This is a genomic window from Streptomyces sp. NBC_00454 (assembly GCF_041434015.1).
GTDB lineage: Bacteria > Actinomycetota > Actinomycetes > Streptomycetales > Streptomycetaceae > Streptomyces.
In genome coordinates this window covers 2,510,931-2,536,582 of the sequence record NZ_CP107907.1, presented here as the reverse complement: position 1 = coordinate 2,536,582, position 25,652 = coordinate 2,510,931, and the positions used below count along the sequence as shown (strand labels likewise).

Annotated in this window: 22 protein-coding genes and 2 tRNA genes; 21 read left to right on the top strand and 3 right to left on the bottom strand. The window is 70.6% G+C overall.

Annotation, left to right across the window (positions count from 1 at the left end; translation table 11 throughout):
* Positions 1-8: 8 nt before the first annotated feature.
* The 4 genes from rpmA to galE all read left to right on the top strand — a co-directional run bounded on the left by rpmA (position 9) and on the right by galE (position 4,697).
* Positions 9-263 carry a 50S ribosomal protein L27 gene (gene rpmA, locus OHU74_RS11845; RefSeq protein ID WP_030013081.1) on the top strand — a complete coding sequence of 85 codons (255 nt, stop codon included), beginning with the start codon at positions 9-11 and terminating at the stop codon, positions 261-263.
* Between the two features lie 181 nt (positions 264-444).
* Entirely contained in the window at positions 445-1,887 is a 1,443-nt protein-coding gene (obgE, locus tag OHU74_RS11840; RefSeq protein ID WP_371615855.1) for a GTPase ObgE, read from the top strand.
* 142 nt (positions 1,888-2,029) lie between these two features.
* Complete coding sequence (locus OHU74_RS11835) at positions 2,030-3,652, top strand: glycosyltransferase family 2 protein (protein ID WP_371615854.1); 1,623 nt, start codon at positions 2,030-2,032, stop codon at positions 3,650-3,652.
* A gap of 55 nt (positions 3,653-3,707) precedes the next feature.
* Entirely contained in the window at positions 3,708-4,697 is a 990-nt protein-coding gene (gene galE / locus OHU74_RS11830) for a UDP-glucose 4-epimerase GalE (protein WP_371615853.1), read from the top strand.
* Positions 4,698-4,779: 82 nt separating this feature from the next.
* On the opposite strand, the gene OHU74_RS11825 is transcribed toward galE, so the two are convergent.
* Together OHU74_RS11825 and OHU74_RS11820 are read right to left on the bottom strand one after the other, a co-directional pair.
* On the bottom strand, positions 4,780-5,979 hold the full coding sequence (locus tag OHU74_RS11825; protein ID WP_371615852.1) for a glycosyltransferase: 1,200 nt from the start codon (positions 5,977-5,979) through the stop codon (positions 4,780-4,782).
* A complete protein-coding gene (locus tag OHU74_RS11820; protein ID WP_371615851.1) occupies positions 5,976-8,846 on the bottom strand; it encodes a CDP-glycerol glycerophosphotransferase family protein in 2,871 nt (956 codons plus the stop codon). Before OHU74_RS11820 ends, OHU74_RS11825 begins: the two co-directional genes overlap by 4 nt.
* A 160-nt stretch (positions 8,847-9,006) precedes the next feature.
* On the opposite strand from OHU74_RS11820, the gene OHU74_RS11815 reads away from it, so the two are divergent.
* From OHU74_RS11815 to OHU74_RS11785, 7 genes are all read left to right on the top strand, one after another.
* Positions 9,007-10,020 (top strand): glycosyltransferase family 2 protein, encoded by a 1,014-nt coding sequence (locus OHU74_RS11815; protein WP_371615850.1) that lies wholly within the window; start codon positions 9,007-9,009, stop codon positions 10,018-10,020.
* The gene (locus tag OHU74_RS11810) at positions 10,020-10,493 is read left to right on the top strand and encodes a GtrA family protein (RefSeq protein ID WP_371615849.1); all 474 of its coding nucleotides are present in this window, start codon (positions 10,020-10,022) and stop codon (positions 10,491-10,493) included. The genes OHU74_RS11815 and OHU74_RS11810 overlap by 1 nt, the downstream gene beginning before the upstream one ends.
* Before the next feature lie 81 nt (positions 10,494-10,574).
* Positions 10,575-11,702, top strand: a complete 1,128-nt coding sequence (proB, locus tag OHU74_RS11805; RefSeq protein ID WP_371615848.1) for a glutamate 5-kinase — start codon at positions 10,575-10,577, stop codon at positions 11,700-11,702.
* A gap of 82 nt (positions 11,703-11,784) precedes the next feature.
* Positions 11,785-12,213, top strand: coding sequence for a hypothetical protein (locus tag OHU74_RS11800; protein WP_371619655.1), 429 nt, complete (start codon positions 11,785-11,787; stop codon positions 12,211-12,213).
* A 314-nt stretch (positions 12,214-12,527) separates the two neighbouring features.
* On the top strand, positions 12,528-13,811 hold the full coding sequence (locus OHU74_RS11795; RefSeq protein WP_371615847.1) for a glutamate-5-semialdehyde dehydrogenase: 1,284 nt from the start codon (positions 12,528-12,530) through the stop codon (positions 13,809-13,811).
* 77 nt (positions 13,812-13,888) lie between these two features.
* Entirely contained in the window at positions 13,889-14,449 is a 561-nt protein-coding gene (locus OHU74_RS11790; protein ID WP_371615846.1) for a hypothetical protein, read from the top strand.
* Positions 14,450-14,517: 68 nt separating this feature from the next.
* A complete protein-coding gene (locus OHU74_RS11785; RefSeq protein WP_371615845.1) occupies positions 14,518-15,663 on the top strand; it encodes a hypothetical protein in 1,146 nt (381 codons plus the stop codon).
* Here OHU74_RS11785 and OHU74_RS11780 read toward each other — a convergent pair.
* The gene (locus OHU74_RS11780; protein WP_371615844.1) at positions 15,647-16,741 is read right to left on the bottom strand and encodes a M48 family metallopeptidase; all 1,095 of its coding nucleotides are present in this window, start codon (positions 16,739-16,741) and stop codon (positions 15,647-15,649) included. The two genes, OHU74_RS11785 and OHU74_RS11780, sit on opposite strands and share 17 nt — an antisense overlap.
* Positions 16,742-16,882: 141 nt before the next feature.
* Here OHU74_RS11780 and OHU74_RS11775 point away from each other — a divergent pair, with 141 nt between their 5' ends.
* The 10 genes from OHU74_RS11775 (at position 16,883) to OHU74_RS11730 (ending at position 25,468) form a co-directional block, all read left to right on the top strand.
* On the top strand, positions 16,883-17,050 hold the full coding sequence (locus tag OHU74_RS11775; protein WP_330296369.1) for a hypothetical protein: 168 nt from the start codon (positions 16,883-16,885) through the stop codon (positions 17,048-17,050).
* A 71-nt stretch (positions 17,051-17,121) separates the two neighbouring features.
* Positions 17,122-17,739, top strand: coding sequence for a nicotinate-nucleotide adenylyltransferase (gene nadD, locus OHU74_RS11770; protein WP_243334788.1), 618 nt, complete (start codon positions 17,122-17,124; stop codon positions 17,737-17,739).
* 25 nt (positions 17,740-17,764) lie between these two features.
* Positions 17,765-19,474 carry a LytR C-terminal domain-containing protein gene (locus OHU74_RS11765; protein WP_371615843.1) on the top strand — a complete coding sequence of 570 codons (1,710 nt, stop codon included), beginning with the start codon at positions 17,765-17,767 and terminating at the stop codon, positions 19,472-19,474.
* A 120-nt stretch (positions 19,475-19,594) separates the two neighbouring features.
* Positions 19,595-20,041, top strand: coding sequence for a ribosome silencing factor (rsfS, locus tag OHU74_RS11760; protein ID WP_330296367.1), 447 nt, complete (start codon positions 19,595-19,597; stop codon positions 20,039-20,041).
* A 74-nt stretch (positions 20,042-20,115) separates the two neighbouring features.
* Complete coding sequence (locus OHU74_RS11755; RefSeq protein WP_371619654.1) at positions 20,116-20,736, top strand: histidine phosphatase family protein; 621 nt, start codon at positions 20,116-20,118, stop codon at positions 20,734-20,736.
* 112 nt (positions 20,737-20,848) lie between these two features.
* Positions 20,849-20,921 (top strand) — tRNA-Ala (locus OHU74_RS11750).
* Positions 20,922-21,056: 135 nt separating this feature from the next.
* Complete coding sequence (locus tag OHU74_RS11745) at positions 21,057-21,290, top strand: hypothetical protein (RefSeq protein WP_112446589.1); 234 nt, start codon at positions 21,057-21,059, stop codon at positions 21,288-21,290.
* Positions 21,291-21,444: 154 nt separating this feature from the next.
* Positions 21,445-21,517, top strand: a tRNA-Ala gene (locus tag OHU74_RS11740).
* A gap of 271 nt (positions 21,518-21,788) precedes the next feature.
* On the top strand, positions 21,789-24,662 hold the full coding sequence (leuS, locus tag OHU74_RS11735) for a leucine--tRNA ligase (RefSeq protein WP_371615842.1): 2,874 nt from the start codon (positions 21,789-21,791) through the stop codon (positions 24,660-24,662).
* A gap of 122 nt (positions 24,663-24,784) precedes the next feature.
* Positions 24,785-25,468 (top strand): hypothetical protein, encoded by a 684-nt coding sequence (locus OHU74_RS11730; RefSeq protein ID WP_371615840.1) that lies wholly within the window; start codon positions 24,785-24,787, stop codon positions 25,466-25,468.
* The last annotated feature ends 184 nt before the right edge of the window (positions 25,469-25,652 follow it).

Here is a 25,652-nt window from a genome sequence, read left to right as displayed (position 1 = left end):
ACTGAGACATGGCACACAAGAAGGGCGCATCGTCCACCCGGAACGGGCGCGATTCCAATGCCCAGCGGCTCGGCGTGAAGCGCTTCGGCGGTCAGGTCGTTTCCGCTGGTGAGATCCTCGTCCGCCAGCGCGGCACCCACTTCCACCCGGGTTCGGGTGTCGGTCGTGGTGGCGACGACACGCTGTTCGCGCTGCAGGCCGGTTCGGTCGAGTTCGGCACGCACCGTGGCCGCAAGGTCGTCAACATCGTTCCGGCCGCCTGATTCAGCTCCTGCTGATCTGAAGCGTTCGTAACACCCCGAGGGCGGATCTCAGCTCTTCCCGGCGCGAGCCGGGAAGAGAGGTCCGCCCTCGGCGCGTTGTCACATAGACACGTTTAATGGGTAGCAAGGCCTACCCACCCGGGCTTTCCGGGTTATTCCCGCTGTATCTGGAGGAACAACCATGACCACCTTCGTGGACCGCGTCGAATTGCATGTCGCCGCGGGTAACGGGGGCCACGGCTGCGCCTCCGTTCACCGGGAGAAGTTCAAGCCGCTCGGCGGCCCCGACGGCGGCAACGGCGGCCGTGGCGGCGACGTCATCCTGGTGGTGGAGCAGTCGATCACCACCCTGCTGGAGTACCACCACAGCCCCCACCGCAAGGCCACCAACGGCCAGCCCGGCGCGGGCGACAACCGCTCCGGCAAGGACGGCCAGGACATCATCCTGCCCGTGCCGGACGGCACCGTCGTCCTCGACAAGGAGGGCAACGTCCTCGCCGACCTCGTCGGCCAGGGCACCACCTACGTGGCCGCCGAGGGCGGCCGCGGCGGCCTCGGCAACGCCGCGCTCTCCTCCGCCCGCCGCAAGGCCCCCGGCTTCGCCCTCCTCGGCGTACCGGGCACCGGCGGCGACGTCGTCCTGGAGCTCAAGACCGTCGCCGACGTGGCGCTGGTCGGCTTCCCGAGCGCCGGCAAGTCCTCGCTGATCTCGGTGCTCTCCGCGGCCAAGCCGAAGATCGCCGACTACCCCTTCACCACCCTCGTCCCGAACCTGGGCGTCGTCACCGCGGGCTCGACGGTCTACACGATCGCCGACGTCCCGGGCCTCATCCCCGGCGCCAGCCAGGGCAAGGGCCTCGGCCTGGAGTTCCTGCGCCACGTCGAGCGCTGCTCGATCCTCGTGCACGTGCTGGACACCGCCACCCTGGAGTCCGACCGCGACCCGCTCGCCGACCTCGACGCCATCGAGGAGGAGCTGAAGCTCTACGGCGGCGGCCTGGAGAAGCGTCCGCGCCTCGTCGTCCTCAACAAGGTCGACATCCCCGACGGCAAGGACCTCGCGGACATCGTCCGCCCGGACCTGGAGGCCCGCGGCTACAAGGTCTTCGAGGTCTCCGCGGTCGACCGTACGGGCCTGAAGGAGCTGTCCTACTTCCTCGCCGAGGTCATCGCGAAGTTCCGCGCCCGTGCGCCGAAGCAGGAGGCGACCCGCATCGTCATCCGGCCGAAGGCCGTGGACGACTCGGGCTTCACCATCACCTACGACGAGGCCGAGGACGTGTACCGCGTGCGCGGCGAGAAGCCGGAGCGCTGGGTCCGCCAGACCGACTTCAACATCGACGAGGCCGTCGGCTACCTCGCCGACCGCCTCAACCGCCTCGGTGTCGAGGCGGCGCTGAAGAAGGCCGGTGCCCGCGCGGGTGACGGCGTCGCCATCGGTTCCGACGACAACGCGGTCGTCTTCGACTGGGAGCCGACCATGATGGCCGGCGCCGAGATGCTGGGCCGCCGCGGTGAGGACCACCGTCTGGAGGCGCCGCGTCCGGCCACCACGCGCCGCAAGGAGAAGGAAGCCGAGCGGGACTCCGCGCAGAAGGAGTACGACGAGTTCCGTCCCTTCTGACGGAACCCGCCCCCGGTGCCTCGGCCCGGTCCGGAACCCGGTCTCACGACCGGGCCCGGGCCGGGCCGTCCGTGCAGGTGGGGGTGGTCGGCGGGCGCACGGTCTTGAGGCTGCGTTTACCTGGGTGGCCTAGGATTCCCAGGTGACGAGCACCAATACCCCCAGCGTTTCCGTCGTCGTGATCGCGTACAACGACGCAGGGCTCGTGGGCGAGGCAGTTTCCTCGGCCCTCGCCCAGGGCTCCGCGGTCACCGAGGTCATCGCGGTGAACGACGCGTCCGCCGACGGGACCGGGCCGGTACTGGACGAGCTGGCCGCCCTCCACCCCCGCTTGAAGGTCGTGCACCGCACGAGCAACAGCGGGGGCTGCGGCACCCCGCGCAACGACGGCATCGAGGTGGCGACCGCCCCGTACGTCATGTTCCTGGACAGCGACGACGTCCTGCCCCCGGGAGCCGTCGACGCCCTGCTGAACGCCGCCGAGGAACACCGCGCGCCGGTCACGGTCGGCGCCTGCGTCCGCCGTGAACTGCCCGCGGGACGCGATGTCCCCTGGGTCCCCGGCCTCTACGCGCCGGGCGACGTCATCGACCGTCCGGCCGACCGGCCGGAACTGGTCCGGGACACGCTCTGCGTCAACAAGCTGTACGACCGGGCCTTCCTCGACAAGCACCGGATCCGCTTCCCCGACGGCCGGTTCGTCTACGAGGACTTCGTGTTCACCGCCCGCGTGCTGGCCGCCGCGCCCCGCATCGCGGTCATCGGCGACCTCGTCTACGTGTGGCACGTGCGCCGGGACGCCGCCCAGGTGTCGATCTCCCTGGACCGCAAGGACGTCGGCAACTGGCGTGCGCGCATCGAGGCCCACCGCACGGCCTCCCGGATCATCTCCGAGTCCTCGCCCGAGCTGGGCCGGGCCTGCCAGGTGAAGTTCCTGGAGTACGACCTGCGCATGTACCTGCGCGAGCTCGGCAAGGACCCCGAGTACCAGGCCGCCTGGTGGACCCTGACCCGCGACTACCTCGCCGGTTTCGCGGACGCCGACGTCGAGGCCGCAGCGGCTCCCGCGCGCTGGATCGTACGGGTGCTGCGCGCGCGCGAGGTTCCGCCCGCCCCCGCCGACCTGCGCCGGCTGACCGACTTCGCCGCCGATCCGCCCCGGCTGGCGCCCCCGTACGCGACCGGCCCCGGCGGGGCCGCGGTGTGGAGCGAGACCCTGCAGGTGGAGCTGGACGGGCTGGCGGAGCTGCCCGTGTCCGAGCTGCCCGTCACCGTCGATGCCGAGACGGCCGGCCGCGGGGGACTGCGGATCCGCGTGCACGACCTGTACGGGCGCCTCGCCGAGGCCGGCCCGCGCACGGTCCAGCTGCGCTTCCTGCCCCGCGGCGACGAGGGGAAGGCACTGTTCTCCGCGCCGGTGGAGCTGCGCCCCGCCGGGGACGGCGGCCACTGGACCGGGGAACTGCCCTTCCGCCTGACCACGCTGGCGGTCGCCGGGCGCGGCGCGGGTCGGCGCGGCATGCAGGCGTGGGACGTCAAGGTGGGCGTGGAGTGCGCCGACGGGAGCTCCCTGCTCACCTCTCCGCGCCCCCTCGGCAGCCTGCTCCACCGGCGGGTGCTGCCCAGCAGCCGGTACGGTGTGCTGTTGGCGCAGCCCTACCGCACGGCCGGCGGATCGCTGGCCCTGCGCCTCGCGCCCGGAGCGGCGGGCGCCATGAACCTCGTACGCAATCGCCTCCACCGGGCGCGCAAGAGCCGCGGTTAGAGCGCGGGAACAGCGGACTCCGGAAGACACACGAGACGGAACTAGGGAGATACGCATGACCTTTCTGATCACTGGTGGTGCCGGCTACATCGGGTCGCACGTAGTCCGCGCGATGCTGCTCGCGGGCGAGGAGGTCGTGATCCTGGACGATCTGTCCACCGGCAACGCCGACCGTGTCCCCGAGGGCGTTCCGCTGGTGGTCGGTTCCGTGCTCGACCGCAAGGTCCTGGACGAGACCTTCGCCCGGCACGAGATCACCGGCGTGGTGCACCTCGCGGGCAAGAAGCAGGTCGGCGAGTCCGTGGAGAAGCCGCTGCACTACTACGAGGAGAACGTGCAGGGCCTCACCGTCCTGCTCGGCGCGGTGGCCGACGCCGGCATCCGCAACTTCCTCTTCTCCTCCTCCGCCTCCGTGTACGGGATGCCCGACGTCGACCTCGTCACCGAGGACACCCCGTGCCTGCCGCTGAGCCCGTACGGCGAGACGAAGCTGGCCGGCGAGTGGCTGGTCCGCGCGACCGGCAGGGCCAAGGGCATCTCCACCGCCTGCCTGCGGTACTTCAACGTGGCGGGCGCCGCGACCCCCGAGCTCGCGGACACCGGGGTCTTCAACCTGGTGCCGATGATCTTCGAGCGGTTCGACAAGGGCGAGGGCGCCCGGATCTTCGGCGACGACTACCCGACCCCGGACGGCACGTGCATCCGTGACTACATCCACGTCGCGGACCTCGCGGAGGCCCACGTGGTGGCGGCCCGCAAGCTCGCCGAGTGGGGCGCGCGGGGCGAGTACGACGACCTCACCGTCAACATCGGCCGCGGCGAGGGCGTTTCCGTCCGCGAGATGGTCGAGCTGGTCAACGAGACCACCGGGCACACCGACCCCGCCTACGCGCCCGCGGTCTCCCCGCGCCGCCCCGGCGACCCGGCGAAGGTGGTCGCCTCCGCCGAGAAGATTGCGGCCGTGCTGGGCTGGAAGGCCCGCCACGACGTCCGCGAGATGATCACCTCGGCCTGGGAGGGCTGGGAGGCCAACCGCAAGGGCTGACCTCCCGACGAGGACCTGTGAAGCCGCCCGCCCCGGAAAGGTCCGGGGCGGGCGGCTTCGTACGTACCGGGTGGCGGCGGGCTCAGCGCTCCAGGAAGGAGAACAGCTCTTCCCACCGGTCGGTGATGTCGGCGCTGGAGTACCGCTGCACGTCGCGGAAGGCGGTGTCGCCGAGCCGGTCGCGCAGGGCGCGGTCGGACATCAGCCGGTCCAGCTGTCCGGCGAGCTCCATCGTGTTGCCGAGCCGGGCCAGCAGCCCGTCCTCGCCGTGCGTCACGATCTCCCGTACGCCCGGGGCGCAGTCGAAGGCGGCCACCGGCAGGCCCGCGGCCATGGCCTCCAGCAGGGTGATCGGGAACCCCTCGGCGCGCGAGGCCTGGGCGAAGACCGAGGCCCCGGTCAGCGCGCCGAGCACGTCGGCGGTGCTGCCCATCCACTCCACGGAGTCCTCGACCCCCAGCCCGGCGGCGTGCGCCCGCAGCGCGGGCTCCTCGGAGCCGGCCCCGTAGATCCGCAGGGTCCAGCCGGGATGCAGGGGGGCGACGTCCGCCCAGGCGTCGAGCAGCAGGTCCACGCCCTTCTCGAAGGAGAGGCGGCCGACGCTCGCCACGACCTTCTCGGTGCGCGGGGCGGGGGAGGCCGGCATGAACGGCAGCGGGTTCGGCATGCTGGCGACGTTGTTCATGCCCGACCGGATCCAGAGGTCCGCGTCCTCGGGGGTCAGTACGAGCATCCGGTCGACCTCCGGGTAGTAGCTGCGTACCCGCCGGGCCCGGGAGGACTTCTGGCTGGCCTCGAAGGACTCGTGGCTCATGCCGATGACGGTGAACCCCTTGGTGTCGGCGAGGGCCACCCACTCCATCGCCCAGATCTGGGTGACGATCACGACCCCGCCGGGGCGGGCCGCGCGCAGCAGATCGCCGAACCGGTCCGCCTTGGCCTGCATCGTCGCCCGGCGGGCCGCCTGGCGGCGCCGCTCGGGCGCGTTGAGCCGGCCCTTGATGCCGCTGAGCCCGCGCGCGGCGGCCGGGTGGGTCTCGTAGAGCGTCGTCGTCGCGTAGGGGAGGCCGGCGGGCAGTTTCTGCCGGAGTTCTTCGGCGACGGGGGTGATGCCGACGACGTGCACCCGGTGCCCGCGGTCGCTGAACAGCCGGGCCATCTGGTGCGACCAGGTGGTGACGCCGCCGAGCTCGTCGACGCTGTTGGAGACGAGGAAGACGTCCCGGCCGTCGGCGGCGGCGTCCTGCCCGGTGGCGGTGGCGGTGGCGGTCTGCTGGCTCACTTGCCGCTCCTGGTGAAGAACTTCTCGACGATCTGGCGGGCCGCGTCCCCGCGGTCGTACTCGCCGGACTCGGTGAGGAAGCGCCGGCGCGCATGGGCGTACTTGGCGTCCGCCTCGTCGAACGCGGCGACGGCCTGCAGGAGTTCCTCCGCCGTGGCCAGCACGGGGCCCGGGGCCTTCTCCTTCAGGTCGAAGTACGTTCCGCGGATGTCGGTCGCGTACTTCTCGTAGTCGTACGCGAAGAACAGCATCGGCCGGTCCAGGACCGCGTAGTCGAACATCACGGACGAGTAGTCGGTGATCAGCCCGTCCGCGAGCGCCAACAGCGGGGTGACGTCGTGGTACTTGGACACGTCGATGACCCGCCCCGCGACCGAGGGCGGCAGCACGGCGCTGTTGAGGTAGTGGGTCCGCACCAGCAGCGTGAAGCGGTCGCCGAGCCGGTCGGCGAACTCCTCGACGTCGAAGGGGAACTCGAAGCCCTCCACCGCGCCGTCCGCGTTCGCCCGGAAGGTCGGCGCGTACAGCAGGACCTTCTTCTGCGGGTCGATCCCGAACTCGCCGGCCAGGGGCCCGCGGATCCGCTCGCCGGTGTGCGCCTCGGCGCGGTGCGCCGCGACCAGGGCGTCGTTGCGCGGGTAGCCGGTGCGCAGCAGTACCCCGTCGCGCAGCCGGAACCCCTTGGCCAGGGTGCGGGTGTCGTGCTCGGAGCGGATCAGGAAGTGGTCGAAGCGGTCGAGGGCGCTCTGCAGACGGTCCTGGCCGGCCTTGCCCTGGGCCTTGGTGCGGGGCTCGTGGAAGCCCATGCGCTTGAGCGCCGAACCGTGCCAGGTCTGGATGTACGTGGTCCCCGGGCGCTTGGCCAGCGCCAGCGGGAAGCCCTGGTTGTCGACCCAGAACTCGGCCTGGGCCAGGGCGCGCAGGTAGGCCCAGCTCCAGCGCCGCACCAGGGTGGCCTCCTCGGGGAAGCCCCGGGGCTCCTTGCCCTCGTAGGACCAGATCGCCTCGAAGGGTGCGCCGCAGCGCACCAGCTCCTCGTAGATCGCCCTGGGGCTGTCGCTGTACTGCTTGCCCATGTGGCTCTCGAAGACGACCGTGCCCTTCTTGACCGGGAGCTTCGAGAAGACCTCGTGGTAGACCTTCACCTTCTGCTCGCCCGAGCCGAGGTTGCGGCGGGCCCGCAGGGCCTTGCGCAGGCTCCGCTTGACCAGGCCGGCGGCCTTGCCGTGCATCGCGTTGTTGATCAGCGACTGGGTGCGTACGGCGGCGGGGCCCTCGGCGGTCAGGACGTAGGAGAGGTTTCCCTTCTTGGTCATCTCCGGCTCGAAGCGGTCCGAGACCAGCCGGGTCAGGCGGGGGCGGACGCGCAGCCGGGCGGCGTTCTCCAGGTCGACCCCGCCGACCGAGACGCGGGTGGTGAGCCGGTCGCTGCCGGCCGTCAGTTTCAGGCGTACGTCCCAGACCGCGTCGATGATGCCGAAGGGGCGGATGGTGCTGCCGATGTCGGCGGTGACTTTCCACTCGATCGTGTCACCGGCGTGGCGCACGGATTCCACCGGGAAGCTGAACGACCGCACCCCGATCTGCCGGCGGGCCCGGAATTCGAGCGAGGCCTTCAGCTCCGATTCCGGCCGGATCCGCCCCAGCGGGTTCACGACGGAGCCGGTCAGGGTGACGGTGCCCCGGCCGTCGTCGGCGTACGAGGTGAGGCGGTTGCCCAGGGTGAGCGAGGTGAGCGGCGTGCTGGAGAAGCCCTGGGCGGTGACGTCCAGGATCCCCCGGCCCTCGGGATCGTCGAGGTGCTCGGCGCACCAGTAGACGCGGCCGTCGCGCTCGGCGAGCGGGGAGGTCAGCCGGCCCTTGTTGGTCATGGCCTCGGCGGCCGGGAGCAGGTTCTCCCAGTCCTCCTTGCCCAGCAGGTAGGCGCAGATGGCCTGGAGGTAGGTGACGTTGCGGTACGCGGCCGGGTCGATGCCGGCCAGGTAGCCGTTGGCGAGCCGGGCGAACTCCCGCCGGTAGTCGTCATCGAGCAGGGGCAGGTCCAGCAGGTGCAGCACCAGGTCGTGCTTGAGGAACTTGATGTCCTTCGCGGACTTGATCTGCTCGTGGCCCTTGGAGGCCAGCAGCTCGTCGACGCGGCGGTGGATCTCCATCCGGTGGACGAAGTTCTCGATCTCGTGGCGCCGGTTGCTGATCGACTTCGACGCGGCCTTCTCGACCACGTTCCAGAAGTAAACGTGGTTCGGGATCAGCGTGATGCGGCCGGCGGCCACGTAGGCCTGCGCGGAGAAGAGCAGGTCCTCGTAGTGGATGCCGACCGGGAACTCGAGCCCCTGCTCCAGCAGGAAGGAGCGCCGGTAGCACTTGTTCGTGGAGAGGGTGTCGAAGACCAGCAGGTCCGGGTACTCGGTGATCGACTCCAGCGTGCGGGTGCGGGCGTAGATCCACGGGTACCACTCGGTGGTCCTGCCCGACCTCTTGTCCAGGTGCACGCGTACGCACATGCCCGAAACCAGGTCGGAGCCGGTCTGCTCGGCGGCCTCCAGCATGTTGCGGCAGGCGTTGCGTTCCAGAACGTCGTCGCTGTCCAGGAACATGACGTACGCACCGGTGGCCTGCTTGATGCCGTGGTTGCGCGGGGCCCCGCAGCCACCGCTGTTCTCCGGCAGCTGGAAGGCGCGTACCCTCCCGGGGTGCGCGGCTTCGAGTTCCTTGGCGACGTCGTAGGACCGGTCCTTGCTGCAGTCGTCGACGATCACGACTTCGACCCCGCGCAGGGTCTGGTCCAAGACCGACTGGACGGCTGCCGGCAGACGCTCTGCGTCGTTGTAGACGATGACGACTACGGAGACGTCAGGCACGTGCACCTCTATCCCTTTGATTTATTCCCTTTATCCCCCTGAAAAAGCTACCGCGTGCCGCACTCGCCTCCGGAGGCCCTCTCGGAGGCGTGCATACTTCTCTGGTAGAGGTGAGTGGCTGGTCCGGTCGCCGACATCCACCCGTTCGGACCCGCAGGAAGTGTTCATGAAGCTATCCGTAGTAGTCCCTTGCTACAACGAAGAAGCCGTGATCGACAGCTTCGACACGGAGATCCGCAAGGTCCTGGACGCTCTCCCCATCGAGTACGAGGTCTGCTACGTCGATGACGGCAGCCGCGATGGAACCCTGGAGAAGCTCCGCAAGATCGCTGCGACCTACCGGGAGCAGACCCGCTACGTCTCCTTCAGCCGGAACTTCGGCAAGGAGGCCGGCATGCTCGCCGGTCTGCGCGAGGCGACCGGTGACGCCGTGGTCATCATGGACGCGGACCTCCAGCACCCGCCGGAGCTCATCGCCACCATGCTGGACTACTACCAGCAGGGGCACGACCAGATCATCGCCCGCCGTACCCGCGAGGGCGACAAGAAGCTCCGCACGGCGCTGAGCCGCCTCTACTACCGGGGCGTCAACCGGTGGGTCGACGTGGAGCTCACCGACGGCGTCGGTGACTTCCGGCTGCTGTCGCGCCCGGCCGTGGACGCCCTGCTGTCGCTGCCCGAGTACAACCGCTTCTCCAAGGGGCTCTTCTCCTGGATCGGCTTCGACACGGTCCACTTCGACTACCGCAACGCCCAGCGCGAGGCCGGCGAGACGAAGTGGAAGTTCGGGTCCCTGCTCAACTACGGCATGGACGGTCTGATCTCCTTCAACAACCGGCCGCTGAGAATCGGTATCTGGGCGGGCGTGTCGCTGGTCGCGCTGACCGGTCTCTACGCACTGGTGATCACGATCCAGGCGATCACCCAGGGCGTGGACTCCCCGGGTTACGTCACCCTCGTCGGGATCATGGTCGGCCTGGGCGGTGTCCAGCTGATCATGCTGGGCCTGATCGGCGAGTACATCGGCCGCATCTACTACGAGACCAAGCGCCGGCCGCACTTCCTCGTGAAGGAATCGCACGGGGTCGAGCCGCGCTCCCGCGACTCCAAGGACGCCCGCGACTCCCGGGACACCCGGGTGTCGACGGCCGAAGCCGCGGTCGCGGAGCGCAGCAGCTGATGTCGGCACCTGCGACGAACGGGGCGGGCGTGACGCCGCAGAAGCCGGGGCGCAAGGAACAGCTCGGCCAGATCTTCCGGTTCGGTCTGGTCGGCGGTGTCAACACCGGCACCTTCTACGTGTTCTACCTGCTGATGCACCCGTGGATGCCGTACTTCGCCGCCTACACCGCGGCCTTCGTCCTGTCGATGATCGGGTCGTTCTTCATGAACACCTACTTCACGTACCGGACCCGGCCGACGTGGAAGAAGTTCCTCCTCTTCCCGCTGACCAACATCACCAACTTCGTGATCCAGTCCGCAGGACTGTTCGCCCTGGTGACCTGGGCGGGCATGAACACCAAGATCGCACCGCTGGTCGCGGCCGTCGTGGCGATCCCGTTCACCTTCGTCCTCTCCCGGAAGATCCTCATCCCCGGGACCGGCGCCAAGGCCGCGGAAGCGGACCGGACCCCCGCGGAGTCCACGGTCTGAAACCGGAAAGCGGCCCCGCCCGGCCACCCCGTAGATTGGGCGGGCAGGGTCAGTTTTCCGGTGAGGGGCAAGGGGACAGAAGTGTCAGCGGCTAGGCAGGGCGTGCTCGACGCGCGCAGGATCGTGGTCAAGGTCGGCTCCTCCTCCTTGACCACGGCGGCCGGCGGTCTCGACGCGGACCGGGTGGACGCACTGGTCGACGTACTGGCCAAGGCGCGCAGCGGCGGCGAGAAGGAGATCGTCCTCGTCTCCAGCGGAGCCATCGCCGCCGGACTCTCCCCGCTCGGCCTGCGCCGCCGCCCCACAGACCTGGCCCGCCAGCAGGCCGCCGCCAGCGTCGGCCAGGGCCTGCTCGTCGCCCGCTACACCGCCTCCTTCGCCCGCTACGGCGTACGCGTCGGCCAGGTGCTGCTCACCACCGACGACACCAGCCGGCGCGCGCACTACCGCAACGCCTACCGGACCCTGGACCAGCTCCTGGCCATGGGCGCCCTCCCCGTCGTCAACGAGAACGACACCGTCGCGACCGACGAGATCCGCTTCGGCGACAACGACCGCCTCGCCGCCCTCGTTGCCCACCTGGTCCGCGCCGACCTCCTCGTCCTCCTCTCGGACGTGGACGGCCTCTACGACGGCGACCCGTCCCTGCCCGGCACCAGCCGCATCGACGAGGTCCACGGCCCCGAGGACATCGCACACGTCACCATCGGCAGCGTGGGCAAGGCGGGCGTCGGCACCGGCGGCATGGCCACCAAGGTCGAGGCGGCGCGCATCGCCGCGGCGGCCGGCATCCCGGTCGTCCTGACCTCGGCCAGCCAGGCCGCGGACGCCCTGGCCGGGCGGGTGACGGGCACCCTGTTCCACTCCACCGGGCGCCGCTCCACGGACCGGCTGCTCTGGCTCCAGCACGCGTCGGCCCCCCAGGGGCACCTCGTACTGGACGACGGAGCCGTGCGCGCCGTGACCGAGCGCGGCAGCTCGCTGCTGCCCGCCGGCATCGCCTCGGTCGAGGGCGACTTCGTCGCCGGAGACCCGGTGGAACTGCGTTCGGCCGACGGCCGCGCGGTGGCCCGCGGGCTCGTCAACTTCGACGCCAAGGAGCTTCCGCAGCTCCTCGGCCGCTCCACGCGCGAGCTCGCGCGGGAACTCGGACCCGAGTACGAGCGGGAGGTCGTCCACCGCGACGATCTGGTCCTGCTGCAGGGCTGAGGTTCGGTAAAACCGCCGCGCGGTGAGCCAAGGACTGGTCAACTGTGAGGGGCGGACAGGCGTAGCGCAGACAAGGAGGCGGCTGGTGAGACGAGCGCTGACCAGCGTCGGCACCGGGGACGGTGACGCCGTCGGCGGGAGCGGGAACGGGGACGGGGACGGGCGCGACACCTCGCGCCTCTGGCACGTCACCCTGAGCGTCTCCGGCAAGCCCGCGCCGCTGTCCGACGTCCGCCGGGGGCTGGAACAGCTCGCCCACGACCACCCCTTCCTGCTGACCAGCCGCTATGCCGACGACCATGCGGAGATCCGCTACTGGGAAGAGGCCCGCGACCTCCACGACGCCGCGGCCGTGGCCCTGCGCCTGTGGGGCGAACACCGCTCCTCGGCCCAGCTCCCGCCCTGGGAGATCGTCGGCCTGGAAGTCATCGACCGAGCCACCTACCACCAACGAGTGGCAGAAGGCTACGGCCCACCCCCGGCCCACCCGGTGGGCGTACACCCGTACTGAACGCGCTGCCTTCCAGCCCCGCGGGCCCAATCCAGCCCCGCGGGCCCAATCCAGCCCCGCGGGCCCAATCCAGCCTCGCCGGCGTTTGAGGCAGGGGGCACCCCCGGCGGTAGCTGGGGGAGGGTCCGGGCAGAGCCCGGGGAACGGTGGAAGGGCGGGTAGGGGACTCGGCCCCGCAGGGCCCACCACCCGCACCCGCCCACCGGGCCCCGCACCCGCCCACCGCGCCAGCCAACGGCCGGACCACGTCAAGACGGCGTCTCGCGAGCTGGAACCCCATCGGGCAAGCCCGACCCGGGCACTACCCTGGCGGCATGACCTCGCTCGATGCCGCCACCGCCACCTCGCCCGTCCTCGCCACCGCGCAGCGGTCCCGTACCGCCGCCGCGGCCATCGCCCCCCTCCCGCGGTCCGCCAAGGACACGGCGCTGCTGGCCATCGCGGACGCGCTGGAGGCCCGTACGGCCGAGATCGTCGCGGCCAACGCCGTCGACACGGCGAAGGCCGCCGCCGCCGGTACCAGCGAGATCGTCATCGACCGCCTCACCCTCACCCCCGACCGCATCGCGGCCATCGCCTCCGACGTCCGCGACGTCGCGGCCCTGCCCGACCCGGTCGGCGAGGTCGTCCGCGGCTCCACGCTCCCCAACGGCATCGACCTCCGTCAGATCCGCGTCCCGCTCGGCGTCGTCGGCATCATCTACGAGGCTCGCCCCAACGTCACCGTCGACGCCGCCGCCCTCTGCCTGAAGTCCGGCAACGCGGTCCTGCTCCGGGGCAGCTCCTCCGCCTACGCCTCCAACACCGCGCTCGTCGCCATCCTGCGCGACGCCATCGTCTCGGCCGGCCTGCCCGCCGACGCGATCCAGCTGGTCCCCGGCGAGTCCCGCGAATCCGTCCGCGAGCTGATGCGCGCCCGCGGCCTCGTCGACGTGCTCATCCCGCGCGGCGGTGCCTCGCTCATCAAGACCGTCGTCGAGGAGTCCATCGTCCCGGTCATCGAGACCGGTACCGGCAACTGCCACGTCTACGTGGACGCCCAGGCCGACCTCGGCATGGCCGTGGACATCCTCGTCAACTCCAAGGCCCAGCGGCCCTCCGTCTGCAACTCCGCGGAGACCCTCCTGGTCCACCGGGACATCGCCGCCGCCTTCCTGCCGCTGGCCCTGGACGCGCTCGCCGAGGCGGGCGTGACCGTCCACGGCGACGGCGAGGTGCTCTCCTACGCCGAGGGCAGCAAGGTCACGGCCCTGCCCGCCACCGACGAGGACTGGGCGGCCGAGTACCTCTCGTACGACATCGCGGCGGGAGTGGTCGACTCCCTCGACGACGCGGTCGCCCACATCCGCCGCTGGACCTCCGGCCACACCGAGGCGATCGTCACCACCTCGCAGGCCGCGGCGCGCCGCTTCACCCAGCTGGTCGACTCGACCACGGTTGCCGTGAATGCCTCCACCCGGTTCACGGACGGTGGTCAGTTCGGCTTCGGCGCGGAAATCGGCATCTCCACCCAGAAGCTGCACGCCCGGGGCCCGATGGGGCTTCCCGAGCTCACCTCGACCAAGTACATCGTCACCGGCGACGGTCACGTTCGGTAGCCATCGGCTGAACACGGTGTGGCCGGATTTCGGCGGATGCCCTGCCCAAAGCCGTCCTCCAGGTCTAGGCTGGTGACGTGCCGGACGACGTGGGGGGCCAACCGTTCCCGGACGACGGGGAGCCCGACGACGACCGCGGAGGCGCGGACAAGGACTTCGCCTCCGTGGTGTTCGACGAGGACTTCGTCCGGAACGCCGAGATCCGTGAACCGAGCGCCGCGGAGCGCCAGCGGGCCGCCGATCGAGCGCGCGCGGAAGCCGCCGAAGCGGCCCGGTCCGCCTTCGCGGGCGGCTGGACGGGCGACGAGGACCACGACGGGTACGGCTACGGCCACACCGACGGCTACCACTCCGACGAGTCCGGCTGGGAACAGGGCCACGGCTACGGCTACCCCGACGGCCCGTACGGGGCCTACGGCGGCAGCCTGCGCCCCTACCGCGGCCGCTCTCCGTGGCTGCGCCCGGTCGCCTGGGTCCTCGCCTTCGTGATGGGCCTCGGCATGGTCGCGCTGGCTTTCAGCGCCGTTTACCGCAGCGCCGCCGCCGGCGCGGACCCGGCTCCGGCGCCCGCGAGCACCCCCATGGGTGAAGTCACCGGCGCGGGCAAGTTTATGGACCGCGTCGGCCGCCAACCCTGAAGGTACGACCCCGCTCCCTTTCGCCGGAGCCGGGGGCTTCTCTGAAGCGGGGACAGCGGGGAGAAGCGATGGCCATGTCAGGAGATCCACCCGGCGGCACCCCCGAGGACACCGGAGGTGGCGACGACGACTTCCGCGCGGACGAATACCGCTCCGTGGTGTTCGACGATGACTTTGTCCGGGCTGCCCGGCTCCAGGAGTACTCCGCACAGGAGCGCATGGGTGAGCACGCCCGTGCCGTGCGCAGCCGGTCCATCTGGTCGAGCGGCGGCAGCCCGGCCGGGTCCCGCAGCGGCCTGGGAAGCGCGGCCCGGCAGGGCCGGCTGATCGTGCTGTGCATCGCGCTGGCGCTCGCCGCCGCCGTGTACATGGGGCTGCGCAATCCGTACGTGGCACCTGCCACGGGCCAGGCCGAGGCGCTCAGCAGCACCGTCGTCCCGCTCGCGCCCTCCGAGCCGGTCCAGGGCGGCCGCCCGGCCGACCTGTTCGCCAAGAGCCAGGCCGCGCAGTACCGGGTCGGGGCGGCCGGGATCACCCTGCCCGCCATGCGCCGCACCCACCACTTCACCGAGGAACAGGTCCAGGCGGCGCTCACCGTGGCCAAGGACTACCTGGTGCAGTCCTCGCTGGACCCCGACGTCCTGTCCGGAGCCGCGTCCCGGCCGGTGCGGGTCCTGCTCAACCCCGACCAGCTGCAGCAGTTCGACGAGAGCATGCTCACACCGACCGGCGACGGGCACCACGCCCTCACCGGCTGGCTGGTCCGCTTCGACCCCGCCATCGCTGTGGTGGCCGACACCCGGGTCCGGGTGAGCGGCACCCTCGCCGTCGAGGAGGTCGCCCCGGACGCGCTGGAGGTGACCTCCGACCACACCTTCGTCTACGCCGTACGCCCGGCCACCGGCCAGCCGCTCGTCGCGGACGGAGCCTCGCTCTTCACCGTCCGCCGGGAGCTGCGGCTGCGCTTCGGCCGCGACGACCTCACGGCCCGGCGGGTGGAGCTGGTCTCCGCCTACGTGATGGCGGGGCCGCAGGACTGCGCCGCCGACCCGGCAGAGGGCTTCCGCCCGCTCCTGGCCGGTGCCGGGCCGACGACGGTCGGCCCGGCCGCGAGCGACCCGTACGCCAGCGGCCACCCGCGGCGCACCTCGGGGCTGTGCGGGGTCCTGGCGCCGACGGCCACCCCGGACCAGGGCGTCAGCCCTGGTCCGTAGCCCCGTCCGAGCCCTTGTCCGAGCCCTTGTCCCCGGCCTGGCCCCCGCTCCTGTCCCCGGTCCCCGCGAACTTGTCGCGGAGCTTGCCGCCCAGGTCGGCGGTGCCGCCGGCGATGTCGCCGACCAGCTTCATCAGCGGGTCCTTGCTGGTGCGCACGGAGTCGGCGTAGTGCGCGGCGGACTGGCGGAAGGAGTCGGTCACCGAGGTGTCCTTGTCCTCCTCGCGCCGCGGGTAATGGCCGTCCATGATCCGCTGGTAGTCCCGGTTCTGCGACCACTTCTTCAGCTCGGCCGCCCGCACCGTCGTGAAGGGGTGCGTCCGCGGCAGCACGTTGAGGATCTTCAGTACGGAGTCGCGCAGATCGCCGCTCTTCTCGTACTCCTCGGCCTGGGCGAGGAAGGCGTCGACATTCATCTCGTGGAGGTGGTTGCCGCCCGCGAGCTTCATCAGCCCGCGCATCGAGGCCTGCACGTCCTGTCCCACCAGCAGCCCCGCCCGGTCCGCCGACAGCTCCGACTTGCGGAACCACTCGCGCAGCGCGGTCACGATCGCCATGATCGCCACATTGCCCAGGGGGATCCACGCGATCTTGAGCGCCAGGGTCGTCAGGAACAGCAGGATCGTGCGGTACACGGCGTGCCCCGACAGCGCGTGGCCCACCTCGTGGCCCACCACCGCCCGCATCTCCTCCTCGTCGAGCAGCTCGACCAGGCCCGTGGTCACCACGATGATCGGCTCGTCGAGCCCGATGCACATGGCGTTCGGCTTGGGGTCCTGCTGCACGTACATCTGGGGGACCTTCTCCAGGTCCAGGATGTAACAGGCGTCGAGCAGCATCGCGTGCAGGTGCGGGAACTGCGTCTCGCCCACCCGGACGGAGTCGGACAGGAACAGCAGGCGCAGGCTGCGCTCAGGAAGCAGCCCGCTCAGTGCCTTGAACACCGTGTCGAAGCCGGTCAGCTTGCGCAGCGCCACCAGCGCCGACCGGTCCGCGGGATGCTCGTACGCCCGCGAGGAAATACCGGGGAACCTCCTTCGGTCCCGCGCCGGTGCCTTTTCGAAACCCGTCTCCGTCATTGCGCCCTCCCCGTTGGTCCGTCCGTCTCGCGGTCCGTCTATCCTCTCCAACGCCTGAGTCGACGTGAGCGTGCCCCAGGCCCCCGCATACGATGTGAGCGAAGTCTCCGCCCGCTCCCCGACTCGATAGGTACCTGCCTGATGAGCCTCGCCTCCACCACCCACTCCCTGGTCGTCCTCGCCGCGGAGGGCGGCGCCGAGCACGGCGGCAACCACGACAGCCTGAACCCGTACCTGACCGGCGGCGCCGCCTTCTTCATCCTGGTGCTGCTGCTCTGGGTCACCACGCGTCTGAACCGCGACCGCTGAAGCCCGGACCTCGCGCACGCGCTCGAAGGGCGGGTCCCTCCCGCCCCACCGGGCCAGTAGGCTCTGCGCTCATGGGAGAGCAGGAAATGCCTACGGGCCCGGTCAAGCGCCGGCTCGGCGTGATGGGCGGGACGTTCGATCCGATCCACCACGGACACCTGGTGGCCGCCAGTGAGGTGGCCGCACTGTTCCACCTCGACGAGGTGATGTTCGTACCGACCGGTGAGCCGTGGCAGAAGTCGCAGCGGGCCGTGTCCTCCGCCGAGGACCGGTACCTGATGACGGTCATCGCGACCGCGTCCAATCCGCAGTTCTCGGTGAGCCGGATCGACATCGACCGCGGCGGGCCGACCTATACGATCGACACCCTCCGTGACCTGAGCGCGCTCAACGACGACGCCGACCTGTTCTTCATCACCGGCGCCGACGCCCTCGCACAGATCCTGACCTGGCGAAACGCCGAAGAACTCTTCGCGCTCGCCCATTTCATCGGCGTCACCCGGCCGGGCCACGTCCTCACCGACGACGGTCTGCCCGAGGGAGGCGTCTCCCTCGTCGAGGTGCCCGCGCTGGCGATTTCTTCCACGGACTGCCGCGCACGCGTCGCCAAGGGGGATCCTGTCTGGTACTTGGTTCCCGACGGCGTGGTCCGCTACATCGACAAGCGCGAGCTGTACCGCGGAGCCTGAGCTCCGGGAGAGAGGGGGCCCCGCGGTGAACGACCGACAGGAGCCGTACGACCCGTACGCGAGCCAGGAGCAGCAGCTCGTCGGCTATGACGCGTACGGGCGGCCGGTCTACGGCCAGGTGCCCGCGCAGCCCGCCCCCGCGGCCCCCCAGTACGAGCAGCAGTACGACCAGCAGCAGCCGTACGAGCAGCAGCAGTACGACCAGTCGTACGAGCAGCAGTACGGCTACGACTACCAGGCGTACGGGCAGCAGCCCCAGCAGCAGTACTACCCGCAGCAGCAGGAGCAGTACTCCCAGAGCGGCCAGGCGCAGCCCCAGGCCTACGGGTACGACACCCAGGCCACCCAGCAGTGGATCCCGCAGCAGGCCGCCCCCCAGGCCCCGGAGCCCGCGGCTCCCGAGCCGGAGTTCCGGCCGGCGGGCGGGCAGGTCCCGGAGCCCCGCCGGGCCGAGGGCGGGTCCGCGCAGGAGGCCTCGTACAAGACCGGGCAGTTCGACTTCATCGACCAGCCGGACGAGGACTCCGAGGACGTCATCGACTGGCTCGCCTTCACCGAGAGCCGCACCGAGCGCCGCGAGGAGGCCCGCCGGCGCGGCCGCAACCGCGTGGTGGCCGTGATCGTCGCCCTGGCCGTCTTCGTCGTGGCCGGGCTGGGCTACCTCTGGTACGCGGGCAAGCTGCCCTTCCTGGAAGGCCCCGGGAAGGCTTCGAGCGGCGCCGCCGCCACGGGTCCGCAGAAGCGCGACATGATCGTCGTCCACCTGCACAACACGAAGAAGGGCGGCGTCACCACGGCGCTGCTCGTCGACAACGTCACCACCAAGCAGGGCGCCACCGTCCTGGTGCCGAGCACGCTGAGCGTTCCCGGCGACGACGGCACGGGCACACCGCTCGGCAAGGCGGTCGAGGGCGCGGGCCTGGGCGTACGGGAATCCCTCGACACGGTGCTCGGCACCCACATCGGCGGCACCTGGCGGCTGGACACCCCCTTCCTGGAAACCTTCGTGGACCTGGTCGGCGGCATCGAGGTCGACACCGACGCGGCGGTCCCGGCGGACGACGCGGCCAAGGCCCCGGCCGTGGCACAGGGCCCCAAGCAGAGCCTCAGCGGTGCGATGGCCGTCGCCTACGCCACGTACCAGGCCCAGGGCGAGCCGGAGGCCAAGCGGCTGGACCGCTTCGGCAAGGTCCTGTTCGCCCTGCTGCGCAAGGTGCCCGGGGACCCGAAGTCGGCGGCGATGACCGTCGAGAGCACCGGGCAGATCCTGGACCCGGCGCTGAACGCGCAGGCCCTGGGCGCGCTGCTGTCCAAGCTCGGCGACCACGCCAAGGTGGGCGCGTACCGCACCGACGTGCTCGAGGTGAAGCCCGACGGCGGCCTCACGGACGAGGCCAACAAGAAGGTGGTCAAGGAGGTCCTCGGCGGCTCCGCCTCGGCGACCCAGGCCGGCGCCGCCCCGCGGGTGGGCGTCAAGGACGCCAGCGGAGACGACAAGGCGCAGACGGCGGCCAAGGCGGCGCTGGTCAACGGCGGCTACACGCTGGTGGACGGCGGCAAGGCCGACAAGACCGTTCCCGCCTCGCAGATCACGTACCAGGACGACGCCCAGCGGGACAAGGCGATCGAGGTCGCCAAGACGCTGGGGCTGCCCGAGACGGTCGTGAAGAAGGCCGACAACGCGGTGAACGCCGATGTGGTCGTGACGCTCGGCAAGGATTACAAACCGTCCTGAGCCTTCTGCGGCGGCGCCTGTGAGGTGCGGGTCCGCCCGCGCGGGACGTTCCGCGCGGGCGGTGACGGCGGTACATGAGACCCTTGTAAGGATCTGCCCGCCAACCCGAAAGCATGGCCAGTGACCGCCACGGACCGCTCCATCGAGCTCATCACCGCCGCCGCCCAGGCCGCGGCCGACCGGCTCGCGCACGACATCATCGCGTACGACGTCAGCGACGTGCTGTCGATCACCGACGCCTTCCTGCTCGCCTCGGCGCCCAACGACCGTCAGGTCAAGTCGATCGTGGACGAGATCGAGGAGAAGCTCCTGAAGGAGCTGGGCGCCAAGCCGGTGCGCCGCGAGGGCGACCGCGACGCCCGCTGGATCCTGCTCGACTACATCGACATCGTCGTCCACGTGCAGCACAGCGAGGAGCGTGTCTTCTACGCGCTGGAGCGCCTGTGGAAGGACTGCCCCGAGATCGACCTCCCCGAGGACGCCAAGCTCACCAAGGGCAAGGCCGAGGAGCACGCCGCCCTGCGCGCGACCCAGGGCGACGACGAACTGGACGGTGATCTGTTCTGAGCGCGACCAACGAAGGCACGACCAGTACGACCAGTGCGACTGGAACGACCGGCAGCGGTACGGCCGGCCGGAAGATCGTCCTGTGGCGGCACGGCCAGACCTCGTGGAACCTGGAGCGCCGCTTCCAGGGCTCCACGGACATCGAGCTGACCGAGGACGGTGTGGCGCAGGCACGCCGCGCCGCCCGGCTTCTCGCCTCGCTGGGGCCGGACGCCATCGTCTCCTCGGACCTGCGCCGGGCCTCGGCCACGGCCGCCGAGCTGGCGGGCGTCACCGGGCTGACCGTGACGCACGACGAGTCGCTGCGCGAGACGTTCGCGGGCGAGTGGCAGGGCCTCACGCACGACGAGATCCTCGCGAAGTACGGCGAGCAGTACGCGGCGTGGAAGCGCGGCGAACCGGTTCGCCGAGGCGGCGGTGAACTGGAGACCGAGGTCGCCGACCGGGCCGCTCCGGTGGTCCTGGAACACGCCGACCGGCTGCCCCCGGGCGGCACGCTCGTCGTGGTCAGCCACGGCGGCACCATCCGTACGACGATCGGCCGCCTGCTGGGCCTGGATTCGTACAGCTGGGAGAGCCTGGGCGGGCTCTCCAACTGCTGCTGGTCCGTCCTCGGCGAGGGCGCGCGCGGCTGGCGGCTGATGGAGCACAACGCCGGCACGCTGCCCGAACCGGTGCTCGGCGACGACGACTGAGACCGCTTCAGGGCGGCTCCCACCCGGATTTCACTTTCCGGCTGGTCACAGGCTAGAGTTCTTCTTGTTCGCAGCGCAGAACACCGGAAACGGGGGGAGCGTCGCGGAGAGCGGGGCTATAGCTCAGTTGGTAGAGCGCCTGCATGGCATGCAGGAGGTCTGGAGTTCAATTCTCCATAGCTCCACAATCAAGATCCCGTCCCCAACAGGGGGCGGGATCTTTGCTTTTGTCCTCAGCTGCCCAGGCGCACCCCGGCATGGCAGAATCGGACGGCCGGAGGGGACGACGACGGCCCGACGCGGGAGGGAGTCGCTGACGCATGGGTGCACACCGGCGGCGGTGCGACTGGTGCAACAACGGCACGCCGATCGTGCGGGACATGGAGCCGATCAACCCCGACTACCAGTACTGGTGCGAGGAATGCGCTCGGGCGCTGATCATAAAAGGCGACCCGATCGAGACGTACCGCGAGCTGGAGGGGGAGCCGATCTACGGCCGGCTGCTCGACGAGCACTGCACGCTGAAGCGGTTCTACCAGTTCGCGCGTGCGTGACGGCTCAGGTAGCCCAGGTAGGACGAACTGCCCCAGAACGGACATGGCCCGGGGTGTGCGGAAACCGATTTTTGGACCAGGGCCATGACCGTGTAATGTTTGGGACGTCGCCAAGGGGAACCGGAAACGGGGAACGAAGCGGCAAGCGGGACAAGGGGCTATAGCTCAGTTGGTAGAGCGCCTGCATGGCATGCAGGAGGTCTGGAGTTCAATTCTCCATAGCTCCACAGTAGGGAAGCGGGTCACCCGGATCGGGTGGCCCGCTTTTCGTTGTCCGCGCGTCGGGGCGTCCGGCCGGGGGAACGCAAGGGCGCCCGTGGTGGCCGCTGCGGTACCCTGACGCCATGCGTGCCGTACGCCTTCTGCTTACCGAGCCGCGCTGAACAGCACCGACCCCGCGAAACGGTCGGCCTCGGCGCGGCGCCCCCTCCTGTGCGAGGGGTTTTTTCGTTTGGGCAGGCAGAGACGGCAGAGACGATCGATGGAGCTTCAGAAATCATGAGCGAGACGAACACCCCGGCCCCCGAGGCGGCCGAGGCGCACCGCTACACGGCTGCCATGGCCGCCGACATCGAGGCACGCTGGCAGGACGTATGGGACGCGCAGGGCACGTACGAGGCCCCGAACCCGACCGGTGACCTGGCCGGGGACCCTGCGGTCGTGGCGCGGCCCAAGAAGTTCATCATGGACATGTTTCCGTACCCCTCGGGCGCGGGCCTGCACGTAGGCCACCCGCTGGGCTACATCGCCACCGACGTCTACGCCCGCCACCAGCGGATGAGCGGCCACAACGTCCTGCACACCCTGGGCTTCGACGCCTTCGGCCTGCCGGCCGAGCAGTACGCCGTGCAGACGGGCACGCACCCGCGCGTGTCGACCGAGGCGAACATCGAGAACATGAAGGTCCAGCTGCGCCGGCTGGGTCTGGGCCACGACCGGCGCCGGTCCTTCGCGACGATCGACCCGGACTACTACAAGTGGACCCAGTGGATCTTCCTGCAGATCTACAACTCCTGGTACGACGCGGAGGCGAAGACGGCCCGTCCGATCGCCGAGCTGGTCGCCGCCTTCGAGAACGGCTCCCGCGAGCTGCCCGGCGGCGCCTCCTGGGCCGCGCTGAGCGCCGGCGAGCGGGCCGACGTGCTGAACGAGTACCGGCTGGCGTACGCCTCGGACGCGCCCGTCAACTGGTGCCCCGGGCTGGGCACCGTACTGGCCAACGAGGAAGTCACCGCCGACGGCCGGTCCGAGCGCGGCAACTTCCCCGTCTTCAAGTCCAGGCTGAGCCAGTGGAACATGCGGATCACGGCCTACGCCGACCGCCTGATCGACGACCTGGACGCGCTGGACTGGCCCGAGGCCATCAAGCTGCAGCAGCGCAACTGGATCGGCCGCAGCGAGGGCGCGCGCGTCGACTTCGCGGTCGGCGACGCCGACGCCATCACCGTCTTCACCACCCGCCCCGACACGCTGTTCGGCGCCACCTACATGGTGCTGGCGCCCGAGCACGAGCTGGTCGGGAAGATCGTCCCGGCCGAGTGGCCCGAGGGCACCCACCAGCTGTGGACCGGCGGCAACGCGACCCCCGCCGAGGCCGTGGACGCGTACCGCAAGCAGGCCGCCTCGAAGTCGGACGTCGAGCGGCAGGCGGAGGCCAAGGACAAGACCGGCGTCTTCACCGGCGCGTACGCGACCAACCCGGTCAGCGGCGACAAGGTCCCCGTCTTCATCGCGGACTACGTGCTGATGGGCTACGGCACCGGCGCGATCATGGCCGTCCCGGCCCACGACAGCCGCGACTTCGCCTTCGCGCGCGCCTTCGAGCTGCCGGTGCGCTGCGTCGTCGAGCCCACGGACGACCGCGACGCGGACCCGCTGGAGTGGGAGGACGCCTTCTCCTCGTACGACGGCACCATCGTCAACTCGACCGGCGAGGGCGTGTCCCTGGACGGCCTGGGCGTGGTCGAGGCGAAGGCCGCGATCACCGACTGGCTGGCCGGGCGCGGCATCGGCGAGGGGACCATCAACTTCCGGCTGCGCGACTGGCTGTTCAGCCGCCAGCGCTACTGGGGCGAGCCCTTCCCGATCGTCTACGACGAGGACGGCGTCGCGCACCCGCTGCCCGAGTCGATGCTGCCGCTGGAGCTGCCGGAGGTCGAGGACTACTCGCCGCGCACCTTCGAGGCGGACGACGCGACCTCCAAGCCGGAGACCCCGCTGTCGCGCAACGAGGCGTGGGTCAACGTGGAGCTGGACCTGGGCGACGGGCGCGGTGTGCGCTCGTACCGCCGCGAGACCAACACCATGCCGAACTGGGCCGGCTCCTGCTGGTACGAGCTGCGCTACCTGGACCCGAACAACTCCGAGGCGCTGGTCGACCCGGCGATCGAGCAGTACTGGATGGGTCCGAGCGAGGGCGCGCCGCACGGCGGCGTCGACCTGTACGTGGGCGGCGCCGAGCACGCGGTCCTGCACCTGCTGTACGCGCGCTTCTGGTCGAAGGTGCTGTTCGACCTGGGGCACGTCTCCTCCGTGGAGCCGTTCCACAAGCTGTTCAACCAGGGCATGATCCAGGCGTACGCGTACACCGACTCGCGCGGTGTGTACGTACCGGCGGCCGAGGTCGAGGAGCGCGACGGCGGCTGGTTCTACCAGGGCCAGCCCGTCAAGCGCGAGCACGGCAAGATGGGCAAGTCCCTGAAGAACGCCGTCACGCCGGACGAGATCTGCGAGGAGTACGGCGCGGACACCCTGCGCCTGTACGAGATGGCGATGGGCCCGCTGGACGTCTCGCGCCCGTGGGACACGCGGGCCGTGGTCGGCCAGTACCGGCTGCTGCAGCGCCTGTGGCGCAACGTGGTCGACGAGGAGACCGGCGCCGTGACGGTGGTCGACTCGGAGCCGGGCGAGGACACCCTGCGCGCGCTGCACAAGGCGATCGACGGGGCCGGCGCCGACATGGCGGGCCTGCGCTTCAACACCGCGATCGCGAAGATCACCGAGCTGAACAACGCCCTGACGAAGGCGGGCCGGCCGCTGGAGCGCTCGGTCGCCGAGCGGCTGGTCCTGCTGATCGCCCCGCTGGCTCCGCACATCGCGGAGGAGCTGTGGCAGCGGCTGGGCCACCAGGAGTCGGTCGTCCACCAGGACTTCCCGGTCGCGGACCCGGCGTACGTGGTGGACGAGAGCGTCACCTGCGTCGTCCAGATCAAGGGCAAGGTCAAGGCGCGCCTGGAGGTGCCGCCGGCGATCTCCGACGCCGACCTGGAGCAGCTGGCCCTGGGCGACGAGGCGGTCGTGGCGGCGCTGGGCGGAGCCGAGATCCGCAAGGTGATCGTGCGCGCGCCGAAGCTGGTGAACATCGTCGTGTGACCGGTGAGGACCCTGATCTAGGGGTTGTCCCGTACGGGCAGGTTGGGGGTTCGATTGGAACCCGCGGCCTGCCCGTGGCGTTTACGGTGGAAGGGACCTAAACGGCTGGGGAAGGGAACCTCATGGAGGCGGCTTTTATCATCGTGGCCCTGGTGCTGCTGTTCGCTTTCGTGGGGCTCGGTGTCTATGTGACGACGAAGGTGGTCAAGGCCGCTGCGCGCGGCGTGGACCGGACCATCACCCAGGCCCGCCGCACCGTGGAGGACACCACCTTGAAGGCACGCAGCTTCGGCCAGGTCGGTGTCACGGGCGCGCTGGCCCAGCTGCGGCTGGACCTGCGGACCTCGATGCGGTCCACGCAGCAGGCGCTGTACGAGGGGGTCCAGGCGGATGCCTCGCTGAAGGAGTCGATCGAGCTGTTCGAGCGGCTGAGCGGGCACGGGCACGAGCTGGACGACGAGCTGAAGCGGCTCGAGGCGGAGCCCGACCGCAAGCGGATCGCGGAGAGCCTCCCGCAGCTGCGGGAGCGCACGGCGAAGATCACGCAGGCGGCCGACTCGCTGCGCTGGGCGGCACGCGACCGCGCCCGCCGCTTCGCGGACGACGACCTCTCGGTGCTGTCGGCCCAGATCGAAGTCGAGTCGGGCGCCCTGCGCGACTGGTCCCGGGAGTCGATCGACGACCTCCCCAACCCGGCCCCCGCAGCCTGGAACACCCCCCAGCCCCCTCGCCAGGCCCTGGCACAACCCACCCCGGCACCCCAGTACCCGTGGCAGAAGGCTCCCCGCCCGGAAACTACGACCTGAGCCGGGCGGAACCCTCCTTTCCTCAGCCCGTCCGGCGTTTGAGGACCGGGTCCGGGCAGCGCCCGGGGAACGGTGGAAGGGCGGGTAGGGGACAGCCCCGCAGGGCCCGCCACCCGCAGCCACGGACGGACGCCCCCCCGGGGAGCCCCACCGGCGGGCTTCCCGCCCCACCGCCGGAGGCAGC